Source organism: Lentimicrobium sp. L6, assembly GCF_013166655.1.
GTDB lineage: Bacteria > Bacteroidota > Bacteroidia > Bacteroidales > UBA12170 > UBA12170.
In genome coordinates, this window is sequence record NZ_JABKCA010000009.1 from 26,964 (window position 1) to 43,109 (window position 16,146).

The following is a 16,146-nucleotide window of genomic DNA, read 5'->3' on the forward strand; positions in this document are numbered from 1 at the left end:
TGAAGCTTCAAAAATAGTAATTTTATAATCCCTCCGAGCAATTTTTGCAAATTTCAATGGTTGAACGATTAGAAAAAACTTGATTTCTGAAGTTTGTGTATTTTTTATTGCTTTTGATGTTTTGGAAAGAATCCTCTAATAGGTTGCCCATTTGATGGTCCGCATCTTTATCAAAGCAACAGGGTACCACTTGTCCATCCCAGGTGATAACGCTAGCTCGCCACATCCTTTTGCATTTATTGGGTAGTTTCTTCTTGATGGCCCATGTTCCATCTTTATTTTGCTGGTATCTTCTGTGTTTGGAATCCTTTGGAATCAAATGGTTTTTATCTTCTTTTGAATAAACTTGAGCGGTTTTGATTTCAATTTTGTCGGCATCTATATCAGCTTTGAATTGCTGAAGAAGCTTTAATTGATGCTCATTGGTTTTAAAAACAATAAACTGAAGCACGATAAAAGGAGTGGCAGATTTGAGTTCTTCTTTAGCTTGGACTAGATTTTTTATGCCTTGGATAACTTGTTTAAACTGTCCGCCAACTCTATATTTTTCGTAGGTTTCTTGGTCGAGGCCATCCAATGAAATAATGATTCTGTTTAATCCCGAATTTACGGTTTTTATGGCATTATCATGATTTAAGAAATGGCCATTGGTAGAGGTGGAGGTGAATATTCTTTGTGAATGAGCATATTCCACCATTTTAAAAAACTGCTTATTCAAATATGGTTCGCCTTGAAAATAGAGGATAAGCCATATTAGATATTTCTTTTGCTTTTCGATGATGGATTTATAATCATCATAATTCATAGTGCCTGTTGGACGAGTAAATTGTTTTTGTCCGGATGGGCATTCCAAGCAGGAAAGGTTGCAGAAAGTGCCAGTTTCTAGGGATAAACTCCAGGGTTCTCCTTTATGAATTGGGGTTTTCTTTAATAGGGAAATATAATAGCTAGAATATAAGACGGCTAAGTTTTTAATTTTGGCAAAACTTAATACGCTTATAAAACCAAAATAATAGGCTATTTTTTTTCTCACTTCTTTCTTTTGCGATTAACAATAATTTCTCGCAAAATTAGCAGGCCATTTAAGATATTCTGAGGATTTGATGTTATGGAAGTGATAAATCTATCTTTCAATTGCTCAAAAGAATAATAATCCTTAATGTCTACAATGTTTTGATCGAAAGAGGATTCTGTATCTCTTAAATTTTGTTTTAGATGCTCTAGGGTTCCTTCTAAGCCTAGATCTTCTTGAATAGCACTGGCACTATTTAAATCACTCATATCTACCAAGCCTCCTATATTCTTATGGATGGGATCTAAAATCAATGGCTTCTTAAAGATGAAGAGAATGAATCCAAGAATGATATAAAAAAGACTGACGATGAGGTTTCCCATGCCGGGCATGTTCAGAACGTCTGCTAACCATTCAGAAAGGCTTAAAGATAAAAATAGACTTACAAATAACGCTAAAAAACCCATGATGATAGCGAATACAAAGTATCCCGCAGCATGACTCATTTTATTACTTATAGCAAGAAGAGTAATGTCAATCCTAAGATTCACATAATTCTTCATTAAATCGGCAGTTTTAAAAGCAGGATTATTGTCCATCTTCAGCTGGTTTTTCAGTTTGACTTTTGGTCAATTCTTCAATCCCGTCCTCTATTTCATCCATAATGCTTTCGGCAGTTTCATGAAAATCAGAAGACATTTGATTGATTTTATTCTTTAGCTTTTTTCTATTGGTTTTACCATCGTTTGGGGTCAATAATAAAGCTGCTCCCGCTCCTATTGCTGCACCAATTCCCGCTCCTGCCAATAGGGCTAGTAATACTTTTGTTGTTGAAGAATTTTCGCTCATAACTTCGGTTTTGACTTTTATACGCAGAAAACCAAAATAAGTTATATTTTTTTTGTGAGGCTTTGTACCAGCCTAAATTCACCTAAAAATTCACCTGCAATAATACGAAGCACGGTATAGGTTGGGATGGCTAAAATCATTCCTATGGCACCACCTAAAGAACCAGCCATCATAATTACGATAAAGATTTCGAGAGGATGGGCCTTCACTGAGTTGGAATAGATGAGTGGCTGTAGAATAATATTGTCTATTAAGTTGGCGGCCAAGAAAACCAAAACTACTTTTCCGCTTACCAAATAAAAGTCTAAGTAATTACCCGCACCCAGTTCGCCTAAAACGCCTAATACTGTTCCTATTGATGCTCCAATCACTGGTCCTAAATAGGGGATGACATTCATGGTGCCTCCAAAAAATCCAATTAACACAGAGCTTGGAACTCCTAGGAAGGTAAGTCCTAAGATGAGGAGTGTAATCATAGACGCTATTTCTATCATTAACCCAATGAAGTATCGAGCTAGCAATTCTCTAGTTTTTCGGAGTATGTTTTTTATCTTTTTAGAGTGTTGAGAGGGAGTGAGAACTAAAACCATATTAACGAAGAGATTTTCATCTTTTAGGAAGAAGAAAGTCATAAACAATACAGAAAAGGATCCAATGAAAAAGTTTCCCGTAAAGCTCAATAGGTTTTTGATGATATTAGAAAAAGTGGCCACATTTACTATTTGTGTAATCTTTTCATCAATAAGTAGCTCCAATTGTTCGTCGGGTTGGATAAGACCATATTCCAATAGTCTCTTATCGATATTGTGTATGGTTTTGTTCAAATTATTGGATACTCTTTTGTTGTCAATATTGGAGATTACTGTGGCTTGGTAACTTACTATAGGTATGAAAATGAGAATGATAGAAACCATGAGAACGACTTGTGTGATTAGGGTCATAACCGCAGCTAAAGCATTTGATATTCGATGTTTTCCGATTTTTACTTTCCTTAGGGCTCTCACTAATGGTCTTCCAATGAGTGATAATACTAGTGAAATAATTAAAGATGTCACTAAACTACTAAAATACCAAAGAGATAGTGCCAAGAGTAGGGTGAAAACAACAGTAACGACGATACGAGTAATTTTGCTCATAGAATTAATTGTTCTTATTAAAAGAAAGCTAATTTATAAATAATACTGATAGTAGCCGAATTTAACGAAACCTTATACCGTTTTCTTTATTATGGGGAGTGAAAATAGAGATTTTGGTATTATATTTGGCAGCGTAAATCACAAAATATTTTCAATGACTCAAGAGCAAGCAAAGCAAAGAATATCAGAACTTTCTTATGAAATAGAACATCATAATCAATTATACTATGATCAATCTAAACAAGAGATTTCTGATTTGGAATATGATCAACTGCTTGTTGAGCTTATCAAATTAGAAAAAGAAAACCCTCAACTTTTAAGGATGGATAGTCCAAGTCAGAGAGTGGGAGGGAGTATATCCAAGAATTTTGTTCAAATAAAACATCAATATCCTATGCTCTCCCTAGGGAATACCTATAATAGGGAAGAGTTGGCTGAATTTGATCAGCGAGTGAAGAAGATGCTGGGCCAAGAAGAAGTGGAATATGTTTGTGAATTGAAATTTGATGGCGTAGCTATTTCTCTTTGGTATGAAGATGGTAAATTAGAAAAAGCCGTGACGCGTGGTGATGGGGTTCAGGGAGATGTGGTGACGGCCAATATTAAAACTCTTCATTCTATTCCATTGAAATTGAAAGGGGAGGGTTTCCCAAGAAATTTTGAGGTAAGAGGAGAAATTGTGATGCCTCATGCGGGATTTGAAAAGATTAACAGGCAACGAATAGCCAATGGAGAAGAGGCTTTTGCTAATCCTCGAAATGCGGCCAGTGGTAGTATTAAAATGCAAGACAGTAGACAGGTGGCCAAGCGTCCTTTGGAGTGTTTTTGTTATTATGCGCTAGGAGATTTGCCAAATGTGACTACTCATTACGATAGTCTCGTATTGATCAAAAGCTGGGGTTTTAACGTAGCAGATAAGATGGGAAGATATTCCAATATAGAAGATGTATTTGGATTTATCGAAGAGTGGGACGAAGCCAGACATCAGCTTCCTTATGATGTGGATGGTATTGTAATTAAGGTAAATGATTATTCTCAGCAAGAAGAATTGGGTTTTACTGCAAAGAGCCCTCGTTGGGCCATCTCATATAAATTCAAAGCAGAGCAAGGTGTAACTAGATTGATTGATATTGTTTTTCAAGTGGGAAGAACCGGAGCGATTACTCCGGTTGCGGAATTGGATCCCGTAGCCTTAGCCGGCACTATTGTGAGAAGAGCTTCATTACATAATGCTGATATCATTGAGCAATTGGGCTTACGAATTGGGGATATGGTTCAAGTGGAAAAAGGAGGAGAGATTATTCCGAAGATTGTAGGTGTAGAATTGGATAGCAGACCTGCCAATGCTACTCCATTTGATTATATTACTCGTTGTCCAGAATGTGATACTGAATTGACCAGAAACGAAGGAGAAGCTCATCATTATTGCCCAAATATTGATCACTGCCCTCCTCAAATTAAAGGTAGGATAGAGCATTTTATTGGTCGAAAAGCTATGAATATTGATAGTTTGGGAGAAGGAAAGATAGAATTGCTTTTTGATAAAGGACTATTGACCAATGTGGCCGATTTATATGATTTGAACTATCAAAGTTTATTTGGTTTGGAAAAAGTAATGGAAACGGAGGATGGTAAATCTAGACGATTGAGCTTTAAAGAAAAAACAGTAACCAACATATTGAAGGGAATAGAAGAATCAAAAGAGGTTCCTTTTAGTCGTGTTTTATTTGCCCTAGGAATACGATATGTAGGAGCTACCACTGCTCAAAAGCTAGCCAATTATTTTGGAAGTATGCAAGCTTTAATGAAAGCTGATTTGGAAGAGTTGCTTAAAGTAGAGGAGGTTGGAAAGAAAATTGCGGAGTCATTAGTCAAGTATTTCGAGAACGAGGAACATGTGTATGAAATTGGTAGGCTGGATTTTGCAGGTCTTCAGATGGAACAAGTTGAAGAGGTTTTTGAGGTGAGTGATAATAAGTTGGACGGGAAGTCTTTCGTAGTGAGTGGTGTGTTTTCTCGCAACCGTGATGAGCTCAAATCTCTTATAGAGGAATTTGGAGGAAAGAATGTTTCAGCACTTTCAGGTAAGACCAATTATCTTTTAGCTGGTGATAAAATGGGGCCAGCCAAAAAAACAAAAGCGGAAAAGTTAGGGATTCAAATCCTCACAGAAGAAGAATTTAATGCCATGATTTCTTAATTCATTGGAATAGTAACTTCAAAAGTGCTTCCAATATTTGGTGTACTACTGACTTTGATTTCTCCTTTCAGTAAATCCACCGATTTTTTAAGAATGGATAGGCCCATTCCTGTACCTTCTATATTGGTCACGTTTCTAGCGCGGTAGAATGAATCAAATATCATCTGTAGCGTTTCTTCAGTCATTCCAATTCCTTCATCGGTAACTTTAAAGTGGAATAATCCATTGGCTACATGGGCATGAATATGAACAGTAGTTTCTTTTTCGGAATATTTAAAGGCATTAGAGAGGATATTGTTTAATACCTGAGAGAATAGCTTTTTATCTGTCGAGATATCATCCATTTTCTCTTGTACCTGAAGATCTATAGCGTGATTCTTACCAATTCCAATTTCTAGTTTGAATTTTAATTCCTCAAAATAGCTATCGAGACTAAATTCATCTTTCATTACTTCATAGCGGCCTGAGTCAAATTTTTCGATGATTAAGACATCGTTCAATAACTCTAGTAATTCATGAACACTTGTTTTAATGAGCTTGGTATGGCGAAATACTTTCTCTTTAGGTTTATCACGATTGATCAGGCTTTCCATGATTTCAGCAGAACTCATGATAGTGGTCATAGGGGTTCTGAACTCGTGAGATATGGTGGTTACGATTCTACTTTGAAACTCATTGAGCTCTTTTTCCCTCGATAGAGACTTTTCTAACTGCTTGTTCTTATCTTCAATTTCCTTGGTTCTCTCCTGAACTTTAACTTCCAAGGCGTCATTTAATTGAGCCAGTTCCTCTTGTTTTTCTTTCAATTCTACATCAACCAAATGCCTTGAATAGCCCATTTGGACAACGGTTCTCAATGTATCTCGGGTTACGGGTTTTAATACATAGCCAAAAGGTGCGGTTTTCAAGGCTCTGTCAAAAACAGAGTCTTCCGAATTAGCTGTAACGTATATCACTGGGATGTTATAGTCTCGAGTGATGATATCAGCAGCTCCGATACCGTCTGTTGAACCCGGCATATCTATATCCATGAGTACCATATCTGGTCTTAATTCGCCAACCTCCTTAATAACGGTATCGGTATTGGTTCCAAGACCAACCATTTCAAAACCTATTCTTTTGACGGTGATGTTCATCATCTTTCCAGATAATGGGTCATCTTCAGCTACGTATATGGATATTTTTTTCTCGAACATTTGCCTTTATTTTGGTCCAAATTTACTAATAATTTTGATTAAATTATATTTAAGAATGTACTAATTAAATCTATTTGTAGATTGGCTAATAGTCACTTATGCTTGTTGATGTTGAATAGTGAAAAATGTTAAAAAATATGTAAAGGCCATAAAATCAGCCATATAGCCTATTTCTGTGTTTAAAACTTTGTTAATACTCTATTGAAGATTCTTTAATGCTAAGAAATGGAATAAGTAGATTTGATACATGCGAAATAGTACCATCTAGTAAACAAATAGATGGTAAGAAAACTGAAGCTATGATTGAGTTGAAAAAATATATTATTTTGGTTGTTCTGTTAACCTTTGTTTCTATTCAAGGAACATGGGCTAAGGAATCAGATTTTGATAAGGATCCAAACCTTGAGAGCCTGATGCCAGATGATGGTGATTTTCTTCCAGATACTGTTAATGTCTTTCATATTGCAAAAGACGTAAGCGAAATATTTATGAATGCGATCAATGGCTCAGTTTATCATGATGTTCATGGCGATGTAACTCTATTAAATTCAATTTTTATTTCAAATTATACTTCCAATGATGTAGGGCAGGCTTATCAGGAAGCTTTGAATCAGCAGATTAAAGCCAAGAGAGGTGATGTGGGCTTAAATATGAGAGGTGATTATACTGAAAATTTTACTCCAGGGATATCCGTTGACGAAGATCTTACCTTTAAAAGAAGGTTTTATGTAGGTTTGGAATGGGATATTATAAAAGGTGGTTTATTCGATGCCAATAATCAAATACATCAAATGAAGATGCAAGCCATTCTTAAGGAGTATGAAACTTTGGAATATGCTGAGCAAGAAAACTACCGCTACCTATTTAATTATATCAACTATATATTTAATGTTAGAAAAGTAAAGGTGCTTGAGGAGAGAAAAAACCTAGTGAAGAAACAGTTGGAGTTTACTAAGGAATTATATCATTTGCGCTATGTGGGTTGGGAAAAAGTACTCCAATATCAGGCTAAGTTAGAAGATATAGATCAACAGGTTTTTCAATTGCAGAATTTTAATAAACATATCCCAGCAAATATTCCTGATACTTTATTAGCGAATCCTATGACCGCTGATGATTTGCCTTTGTTTGATGTTAACCTGGATAGTTTGATGAGAATATATTATAATCATCATGCGGAAGATACAGTGACTCAAATTAAACTGGCCATATATAAGGATAATCTAAAATGGTGGAAAGATATTACACTTAAACCATTTGTTAGATACAATATGTATATGGATGAGTTTAATACTTTTAAGAATTATGGTTCCGCTGGAGTTACCTTAAGGGTGCCTTTGCGATTTCATAATAAAGGTAAGCTCATTAAAGCTCAACAGAATGTTTATCAGTCTGAGCAAATGAAGGAATTAGAAGGTGGCGATAATGAGTTAGTTAATATTTATGCTGAATTTGGATTTAAACTTAAGCAAATCAAAGACCTTTATTATAGAAAGATGGTTAATGATGAGTTGATTCGTAAAGAGTTAGTGAAGAAAGAATATAGAGATGTAGCTTTTAATCCGGTTATTACTTTGGGATTAATTGATGACAAGAAAGCTATTGAAGCAGAAATCATTGATTTAAAAAAACGAATGTACATTAATTTGGTGCGCTTATCTTTTTATCTTGAAGACCGAACTCCAACAGATTTTATTACGGTACTAACACCTCAAGATTTCACTGGAAGATATAATGGCAATGTAAAAATGTTTGTTACTACAAAAGATGTTGAAAAGCACAGCCCAGTTGCTATCGCCAATTACCTTTGGAAAAACGAGTTTGTTGATGTGATGATAGAATCTGAACAGGACACTATCCCTTTATACCTTACAACATTACTAGAGAAGACTCAACTGGCCAATACATTTTTCTCTGTTATGAAAAGAGTTCCTCTTAATAGCGAATACCCAAATGTCAACCAGGATGTTAATCGAATATTAGAATGGAACCATCCTCGTATTATTGGTTTGCATTACGAAATGGAATTACTGCAAGACAGTTTAAACGAGATTAGCGAAGTAGCTGTGAGTGATTGGGTAAATAGTATTACTCCCCAAGCAAGTAGTGGACAAGTAAGATTAAGTATTGGTATTCCATCTGGTTTAAATGTGAGTTTACTGAATAGGATTTTCGATAAATTCGATTTAGTTTATGTTCATGAATTAGGCGTTCCAAATAGAAATAGAGTAGAGCAGAGTTATGCTTCAGAATTGAATCTTGATAAAAACAGGTTGGTACTTTCTTTAAGGGGAAATGATTTTGTTGACCGAATGCATTTGGAGAATTATATGGCTGATTTATTTGAAAATACAGGTATTACTAATTTTGCATTCTCTGATTATGAAAGTATGATGAGTGTTGATTTTAAAACATTCGAAAAAGGATATGAAATAGACTTGCAACCTGAGGAATTAGTTGCGAGTGTTAGAGCTCAAATTTACCATATAGAAGATAAGGAAGTGATAGCAAAACAAGAATTGCAGTTGAAATCCAAAAGCCAAGTATTAGCTGGTACTGAAGAAGAAAAAACACAAGATAAAAATGAGGCTATCAATTTTTATCGCATACAGATAGCAGCAAGTAAAGTAAAACTTACTGAAAGCAAATTGGAGAAATTCAAAGCTAAAGATATTCGAGAAATAGCAATAAATGGTTATTATAAATACACAATTGGTAGCTATACATCGGAAGATGATGCAACAAAAGCTCTAGACAGATATAGATCTGAATCGGGCAATGTTGGAGCATTTATAGTTACTTATTAAATTAAAACCTAGCCGCATGAAGCCGTTTAAATTTAAAACGAAAGCAACAGTTCTTAAAGGGGTTAAAGAAGAAGCACCTAAAAAAAGAATAAATTGGGATAGAATTATATATTTAATTCTGTTTATCGTCATACTCATTTCAATAATTTACTATGCCATTAGTAAAAGTTTTTATGTGAATGTGTTGGGCCATGTTCACACTGAACAGTTTAGTGTGGGATTTCCTGAAGATGTTTCAGTTTTTGATTATTTTGTTCAAGAACATGATACAGTTGATAAGGGAGATACCTTGTTTTATTATCGCTTGAATCTTTTAGAAGATGATAATGCTAATGCAGCAGTTGCTGCTGTTATTACTAATAACAGTGCTGACTGGTATTTGAAAGAGCGGCTTCAAACCCAGAAAAAGATCAACCTAAGCTATATTGAAATTGGCGATTTTAAAAATAATATCGCAAGAATTGAGAAAGAATTAGAAAAAACCCGAAAAGAAGTTTATCTAGATGTTTATCCTCAAGCAGAATTGAAGAAATCAATTTTGGAGATAGACAAGCTTTATGTGAATATTGAAAAAACAGAGGGTGAAATTACCTATTTGAAGAAATATTTAAGTCTCCTAAATTATTATGAGCAGCAAGCTAAATTGAATCAACCAATTATAAATACTGGTGATGGTGATGTTCTGCTTTGGAATTATTATGAAAGTCCTGTGGATGGTGTAGTAAGCAAGATCTATCAAGATGCGGAGGAGGTTACCTATAAGAAAGATATAGTCATGCTGATCAACGATTTTGAAGAAATTTTTATTCTAGGATATATAGACCAAAAAGACATTAAATATTTTGAACTTGGGGAGTCTTTAACAGTTAACTTTGCAGATGGAGACATGAGTGAAGGAATCATAGATAAATTTTATATAAATACAGAAGAGTTACCGCTAGATTTTGTGGAAGATAAGGCTAGATTTTCAAGAAAAGTAGTGGTTCGTCTGGTACCAGAGAATGAAGAAGTAGCAGATGAGTGGAAAAAACGCCATCTTTATGAAGTACGGATTTCTAAAACCAGATACTTCTAGATGCTTTTTTAAGTATATTTCTATCACTCTCAAATTAATGAATTATGGCTAACGATCAATTTGGAAAAAAGGTACAAACGCAGAGTAATAAAGAAGTTTTCTTTATTTCGGATTTCTCAAATCTGGATATTAAGAAAGTGGTGATTACTGATGTGATTATTTTGGATTACTCGAATAAAGAGGGTTGCAGAGGGTTTTTAAATCAGATACGTTCTTCTTTTGTTGAATCTATTTATTTAACGCCTGTTTTTATCCTGTCCATTAACGAAGATGTTGATTCTTTTACGAAATCTTTGACTGATGGAACAGTTCATAGTCTTCAAGAAGAAGCTTTTATTGGTCCTTTTCAAGCCATTGAGCAGAGAATTAGACAACTACAATCCACAAATAATCAAGATCAAGAGATAAAAATTCTAAATAAAATACTACGTTATTATTATACACGACAAAGTAGAATGAAGCCTATTATTTCTGCTAAATCACACACTGGGTATTCATTTCCATTACTTTCTCTGCATTATCAAAATGTAAATACTGAGGAAAAGTTTTCAATACTCGATAAGTTGGTGAGTAAAGAATTTTTACGACCACGTTACGAAGATTTAGTGCATCTCTGTAATAATTGCTACTCTGGTTTTTTAAATTATAGAGAAGTATGTCCAAAATGTAGTACTTCAGATTTATATACCGAGAATTTGATTCATCACTTTGTCTGTGCAAACGTGGCTCCCGAAAGCGATTTTATCAATGGTGATCAAATGGTTTGCAATAAATGTAATAGGATGCTGCGCCATATTGGAGTTGATTATGACAAGCCAAGTCTAATATATACTTGTAATAATTGTGGACATCATTTTCAAGAATCCGTAATGCAGGCTCTCTGTATGAGTTGTGAGTCTGTTCATAATGTAGATAGTCTTCTCGAAAGAAAGATATATAATTATGAGTTAACAGCTTTAGGTGAAGAATCTGCAATAGGAGGTCTAGTTCCAAGTGAAAAGCAAGATGCTGAAATGGCTGGGTTTATAGGATTCTCAACTTTTAATATCTTTTTAAAATACGAAATTGAGAGAATCAAAAACAGTGGTAAAACTAGTAGTGCAGGTAGTTTGAGTTTAAGAACTCCTGCAGCGCTCAGCAATTCTTTGGGAGTGAAATATAATACGGTTGTTACAGAAGTGGCTGAGTTTATTAAAAATGCAACTTTAGCTACTGATATACTTACTTTCATCAATAGTAATACTTTTTTAATTATTTCTCCTGACAATGATAAATTTCGTTTGGAAAGTTTGTTAAACAATATACGCCATTCTGTTCAGAAGCTGATAGATAGTAATATTGATGAAGCCAATATCATGGTGAAGATTAAAGCTGAAAACATAGACAGTACTAAAAACCATAATGACCTTATAAATAGCTTATTAACTAATAATGGGGCTGGCTGATGATTTATACCTTTTGGGATGAGTTTTTTTGGTATTGGTACTCAAATGGTTTTGAGAAAGTTTTCAATATCTTCTGGTATTTCTTTTTATTGGAAGCACCTCGGTTTTTATTGATGGACTTTGTTGTGCTTTTTGTTTATTTGCGAAAACGCAGTTCCATGAAGGTGGCCAGAGAAAATGCCCGAAGGGAATTTTTAATGGAAAATCCATTAATTTCTGTTATTGCTCCTGGCAAGAATGAAGGTAAGCACATCTACAAGTTAGTGAACTCTCTAAATGAACAGACATATAGAAATATTCAAATTGTAATTGTGGATGATGGCTCCGATGATGATACCTATCTCATTTGTAAAAGTTTATACGAAAATGGGTATATTGATATCTTTTTACGAAATGATGATAGAGGTGGTAAAGCTTCTGCTGCGAATTTGGCACTGCGTTATGCCACTGGTAAATTTATAGTGCATTTAGATGCGGACTCCTCCTTTGATTCTGCTGCAATCGAAAATATAATTCTTCCTTTTTATTTGGATAAAAAAGTAGGAGCGGTAGGAGGAAATATTAAGGTTCGAAATTATAATACCAATATATGTACCTCAGTTCAGGCTATCGAATACCTTCAAACCATTTCTATTGGACGAATGGTTACTTCTTATTTAGGTATCTACAAAATTATCTCTGGTGCTTTTGGTGCCTTTAGAAAAGATATCCTTGATAGAATTGGAGGATGGGATATTGGACCAGGATTGGATGGGGATATTACTGTTAAGATTAGAAAGCTTGGTTATAAGATCGACTTTGAACATACTGCAATTGGCTTAACAAATGTTCCTGAAAAATTCAAAATACTATCCAAGCAAAGACTTAGATGGAATAAATCATTAATCCGTTTTAGGTTGAGGAAGCATAAGGATGTTTTTATGCCAGATGCTCGGTTTAATTTCAGTGATTTCTTTGCACTCTTTGAGAATATCTTTTTTAACCTAATTCTTGATATTGTATGGTTCTTTTATATCATCAATATAATTGTTGTGAATGCAGAGTTTCTGGCTTTCATCATTCCATTGAAAATTATGCTTTATGGTACTGCTAGTTTGCTTCAGTTCTTTGTGGTTTTAATTTTGTCAGAGCGATGGCGACAAGAAATTAAACTGATTGTATTTATTCCATTAATGATGATTTATAATGGATATTATATGAGAATTATTAGAACTATGGCATATATTAAAGAAATATTCTTCCTTTCATCATATAAAGACCCATGGAATCCGAGCAAGTCTTCTCAGAAGGCTCAGGAGTTTGGATTGTAACATTTTCAATAAGCGGTTAATAATTCTAATATCTTACATTTGATTACAGAAACTAATTAAACAATTCTCAATACGGAAGATAGTTACTTAGTGATATATGGAATACTAAAACTCATTTTGGTGCCAATTCCCAACTCAGATTCTAGCCAGATTTCTCCGCCCAATAGTTCTGTGCAAGCCTTTGAAATAGCCAGGCCAAGTCCAGTTCCTCCAAACTCTCGGCCAATGGATGTATCTGCTTGCATAAATCTCTCAAAGATGATTTCTCTTTGTTTTTGATCTATTCCAATTCCTGTATCAGTAACGCTGAAAATGATTTCTTGGTCTATTAACTCATAACATATAGTGATCTTGCCTTTATGGGTAAACTTAATCGAATTGCCTATGATATTGTTTAATATTTGTTCCAATCTATTGGTATCAGTAATCACTAAATCATTTTCATTTGTCAGCCCAAACTGTAGTTCAAGTTTTATGTCTTTGTTTTTTAGTAAATCCAAATCACTTCTAAAAGAGATGTATTTCTCATGAAGTAAAGCATTTAAGTGACATTGGTTATGATTAATTTTTAATTGATTGGCATGAATCTTAGAAATATCTACTATATCGTTAATTAGGTGCAATAGGTGATGAGAGCTTTTGTTGATGATGTTTAGGAATTGGGTTCTCTCGTTTTCATCGGTACTTGGGTCTTTTACAAGTTCAGAAAAACCAAGTATGGCATTCATTGGAGTTCTGATTTCGTGGCTCATATTGGCTAAGAAAGATGATTTTAATTTGTCATTCTCTTCTGCTTTGTTTTTGGCCTCAGTTAACTCATTGGTAATTTTAATATGCTCACTCACATCTCTTGACACCGCAATGGTAACCTTTTCACCGAAGAATTGCCCAGGAGATAGAACTACTTCTTTTGGGAATATGGTTTTGTTTTTTCTTAGTCCCCAAAAACTAATGGTGTTTTGTTCACCATTAAAAGCTTTCTCTATTGCATTTTGTACCATATTCAGGTCATTCATTCCGGGAGCCGATAAAAAGGCAGGTGACTTCCCAATAAAATAGGAGAATTCATAACCATAAGTTTTAATGGCCGAGTCATTAACATATTTGAAATTCCCATCCTCATCTAAAATGTATATCATCTCCGAAATGCTCGCTAATATGTTTCTATAGGTATTATGCGATTCTATTAGTTTGTTTTTATTTGTGACCTCCTCACTGATGTCATGGATAATTTGTAATAAACTTGGTTCTTGATTGGAAATGATGAAACTTTGGTTGATATGTACATTGATCTCCGAGCCATATTTTGTCCTATGTACAAAACTATGTTCTTCCGATTCAATTACAGAAACGCTATTTATTTTTTCATCAAGCTCGGCTTTACTAAGTGTATTAATGTCGTATATTTTCATCTCCATTAATTCCTGCCTATTATATTTGTAGAGTTTTGCAGCAGCATAATTGGCAAAGGTGATGTTTTTTGTAATAGGTTCTATGGCCAACATGGCGGCTGAATTCTGTTCCAGATAATCTCTAAATTGTTTCTCTGAGTAAATTACTTTCTGACGCTCAATGGTCAACTTGTCAATATTCGTTTTTAATTCTATCTCTAAGTTTTTCCTTTCTGTAATATCAAACGCGGAACCAATAGCGGCAGGTTCTCCCATATAATTAATCGGGGAGGCTGCAAATTCCACCCACTTTTCAATTCCAGATTTGGTAATGATTTTAAATTCATAACTATCAGATGGAGAGCTGTTTTCAAGTCGATTAAGACCTCGATTTCTAACCACTTCAATATGCTCAGGAGAGACCAAAAACCAAAATGCTTTGTTCTTAACTTCTGCAAAAGAATAACCCGTAATTTTCTCGAAAGAATGATTAGTGTATAAATACTTGTGGCTATAGATAAATATGGCTGCAGTAGCTGAGTTTGTTAATGCTTTGAAAGTTTGTTCCGATTCTTCTAATCTTGACTTGATCCAATTAGAGTTGGTAATATCTATGGAGCTTACGATTAAACTTTCACTTTTGCTATCGAAATTAGAAAGGTTTGCAGAGGCTTTTATCGTTTTGTACTTGTCTCCAACAGATCTTAATCTATAGATAAATTCAAAAACTTTTCCTGTTTTTCTTAGTTCATCAAACCCTTGATTTATTTTAGTAACATCTTCAGGGTGAATCAGATTTAACCAATCTTCTAATTTATTATTCTCTTTTGTAGATTTCTCAAAAATCTCTTTCATTTCATCATTGAAACGTATGTTGAGTGTTGAAGTATTAATATCAATAATTCCTATTCTATCCATTTGAGTAACAAAAAGCAGTCTGTTTTTAAGTTCCTTTAAGGTGTTTTCTGCATTCTTTCTATCCTGAATATCACGCATGATACTGATATATCCCTTGTTGGTTTTATTTGAAACCATTTCAATGGTTAGAGGTTCTTGGTTTTTCCTATTGATCAGCCTCTCCTTTTTAACATCCTCTCCTTTGTTTACCTTGTGAAAAAGAAGCGGATTTTTTTCTAGTTGATGTTGATCAAATAAGAAGCTAATGTGATGGCCCAATAATTCGGAAGCTTGATAACCTGTCATTTCATAGGCTTTTTGATTGGCCTTTATGATTTCTGCTTGATGATTGCCTATGATGATGCCATCTCCCGCCAAATCAAATAGATCGGTTTCATTAATACTTGAATTGTTTTCAGAGGATTCTAATATTTCTAAGTTATCGATTTGATGGCCAATAATCATCCATTCTGAATGATGACCTGAACATCCCTCAATTTTATTTATTTCAAGTTCAAAATCGTTTTTAGGATGTTTAAGAACAAGTTGAATTGGAATTTCTTTATCAAGTAGAAACTGTTGGATATTCTCAATGAGGATATTGTTTTTATCCGCATTTATTAGTTCTGAAAATGTATATGGATTTAAAAGGTCGGAGCAATTTGGTAGATCGAAAAGCTTACGGAACTTTTGATTATAAGACTTTATAATCATTTCTTGATTTAGAGTGAAGAATAGTATACTCTTTGATTTCTCTAAAGTTCTTTGAAGTTGCTTGTTAGAATTTGGCATTATTAGTATTCTTTGATTAATTTGCAATCATGAAGA

Annotated in this window: 11 protein-coding genes; 5 read left to right on the forward strand and 6 right to left on the reverse strand. The window is 34.2% G+C overall.

What is annotated here, in order from left to right; translation table 11 throughout:
• Nucleotides 1-22 precede the first annotated feature (22 nt).
• The 4 genes from HNS38_RS21030 to HNS38_RS03595 are packed head-to-tail and all read right to left on the reverse strand — an operon-like array spanning nt 23 to nt 2,997.
• Entirely contained in the window at nt 23-1,033 is a 1,011-nt protein-coding gene (locus tag HNS38_RS21030) for a radical SAM/SPASM domain-containing protein (protein WP_172281701.1), read from the reverse strand.
• Nucleotides 1,030-1,611 carry a hypothetical protein gene (locus HNS38_RS03585; RefSeq protein WP_172281702.1) on the reverse strand — a complete coding sequence of 194 codons (582 nt, stop codon included), beginning with the start codon at nt 1,609-1,611 and terminating at the stop codon, nt 1,030-1,032. Before HNS38_RS03585 ends, HNS38_RS21030 begins: the two co-directional genes overlap by 4 nt.
• Nucleotides 1,601-1,861, reverse strand: a complete 261-nt coding sequence (locus HNS38_RS03590) for a YtxH domain-containing protein (RefSeq protein WP_172345983.1) — start codon at nt 1,859-1,861, stop codon at nt 1,601-1,603. The genes HNS38_RS03585 and HNS38_RS03590 overlap by 11 nt, the downstream gene beginning before the upstream one ends.
• Before the next feature lie 41 nt (nt 1,862-1,902).
• Entirely contained in the window at nt 1,903-2,997 is a 1,095-nt protein-coding gene (locus HNS38_RS03595) for an AI-2E family transporter (RefSeq protein WP_172281704.1), read from the reverse strand.
• A 154-nt stretch (nt 2,998-3,151) separates the two neighbouring features.
• Between HNS38_RS03595 and ligA the strand changes: the two genes are divergently transcribed.
• Nucleotides 3,152-5,197, forward strand: coding sequence for an NAD-dependent DNA ligase LigA (gene ligA, locus HNS38_RS03600; RefSeq protein WP_172345984.1), 2,046 nt, complete (start codon nt 3,152-3,154; stop codon nt 5,195-5,197).
• Here ligA and HNS38_RS03605 read toward each other — a convergent pair.
• Nucleotides 5,194-6,393: a hybrid sensor histidine kinase/response regulator gene (locus HNS38_RS03605; RefSeq protein ID WP_172281706.1), complete on the reverse strand. Its 1,200-nt coding sequence runs from the start codon at nt 6,391-6,393 to the stop codon at nt 5,194-5,196. The genes ligA and HNS38_RS03605 overlap by 4 nt on opposite strands.
• A gap of 215 nt (nt 6,394-6,608) precedes the next feature.
• On the opposite strand from HNS38_RS03605, the gene HNS38_RS03610 reads away from it, so the two are divergent.
• The 4 genes from HNS38_RS03610 to HNS38_RS03625 are packed head-to-tail and all read left to right on the forward strand — an operon-like array spanning nt 6,609 to nt 13,030.
• Complete coding sequence (locus tag HNS38_RS03610) at nt 6,609-9,200, forward strand: SPOR domain-containing protein (RefSeq protein WP_172281707.1); 2,592 nt, start codon at nt 6,609-6,611, stop codon at nt 9,198-9,200.
• Between the two features lie 16 nt (nt 9,201-9,216).
• A complete protein-coding gene (locus HNS38_RS03615) occupies nt 9,217-10,275 on the forward strand; it encodes a hypothetical protein (protein WP_172281708.1) in 1,059 nt (352 codons plus the stop codon).
• A 44-nt stretch (nt 10,276-10,319) separates the two neighbouring features.
• The gene (locus tag HNS38_RS03620) at nt 10,320-11,720 is read left to right on the forward strand and encodes a hypothetical protein (protein ID WP_172281709.1); all 1,401 of its coding nucleotides are present in this window, start codon (nt 10,320-10,322) and stop codon (nt 11,718-11,720) included.
• Nucleotides 11,720-13,030, forward strand: a complete 1,311-nt coding sequence (locus tag HNS38_RS03625; protein WP_172281710.1) for a glycosyltransferase — start codon at nt 11,720-11,722, stop codon at nt 13,028-13,030. The genes HNS38_RS03620 and HNS38_RS03625 overlap by 1 nt, the downstream gene beginning before the upstream one ends.
• Nucleotides 13,031-13,113: 83 nt before the next feature.
• Here HNS38_RS03625 and HNS38_RS03630 read toward each other — a convergent pair whose 3' ends face one another.
• Nucleotides 13,114-16,110, reverse strand: a complete 2,997-nt coding sequence (locus HNS38_RS03630; RefSeq protein WP_172345985.1) for a PAS domain S-box protein — start codon at nt 16,108-16,110, stop codon at nt 13,114-13,116.
• Nucleotides 16,111-16,146: the final 36 nt, after the last annotated feature.

Coding starts and splice junctions, on each gene's coding strand:
- ligA (WP_172345984.1), top strand. CDS start 3,152: ATGACTCAAGAGCAAGCAAAGCAAAGAATATCAGAACTTTCTTATGAA.
- HNS38_RS03610 (WP_172281707.1), top strand. CDS start 6,609: ATGCTAAGAAATGGAATAAGTAGATTTGATACATGCGAAATAGTACCA.
- HNS38_RS03590 (WP_172345983.1), bottom strand. CDS start 1,861: ATGAGCGAAAATTCTTCAACAACAAAAGTATTACTAGCCCTATTGGCA.
- HNS38_RS03585 (WP_172281702.1), bottom strand. CDS start 1,611: ATGGACAATAATCCTGCTTTTAAAACTGCCGATTTAATGAAGAATTAT.
- HNS38_RS03620 (WP_172281709.1), top strand. CDS start 10,320: ATGGCTAACGATCAATTTGGAAAAAAGGTACAAACGCAGAGTAATAAA.
- HNS38_RS03595 (WP_172281704.1), bottom strand. CDS start 2,997: ATGAGCAAAATTACTCGTATCGTCGTTACTGTTGTTTTCACCCTACTC.
- HNS38_RS03605 (WP_172281706.1), bottom strand. CDS start 6,393: ATGTTCGAGAAAAAAATATCCATATACGTAGCTGAAGATGACCCATTA.
- HNS38_RS03615 (WP_172281708.1), top strand. CDS start 9,217: ATGAAGCCGTTTAAATTTAAAACGAAAGCAACAGTTCTTAAAGGGGTT.
- HNS38_RS03625 (WP_172281710.1), top strand. CDS start 11,720: ATGATTTATACCTTTTGGGATGAGTTTTTTTGGTATTGGTACTCAAAT.
- HNS38_RS03630 (WP_172345985.1), bottom strand. CDS start 16,110: ATGCCAAATTCTAACAAGCAACTTCAAAGAACTTTAGAGAAATCAAAG.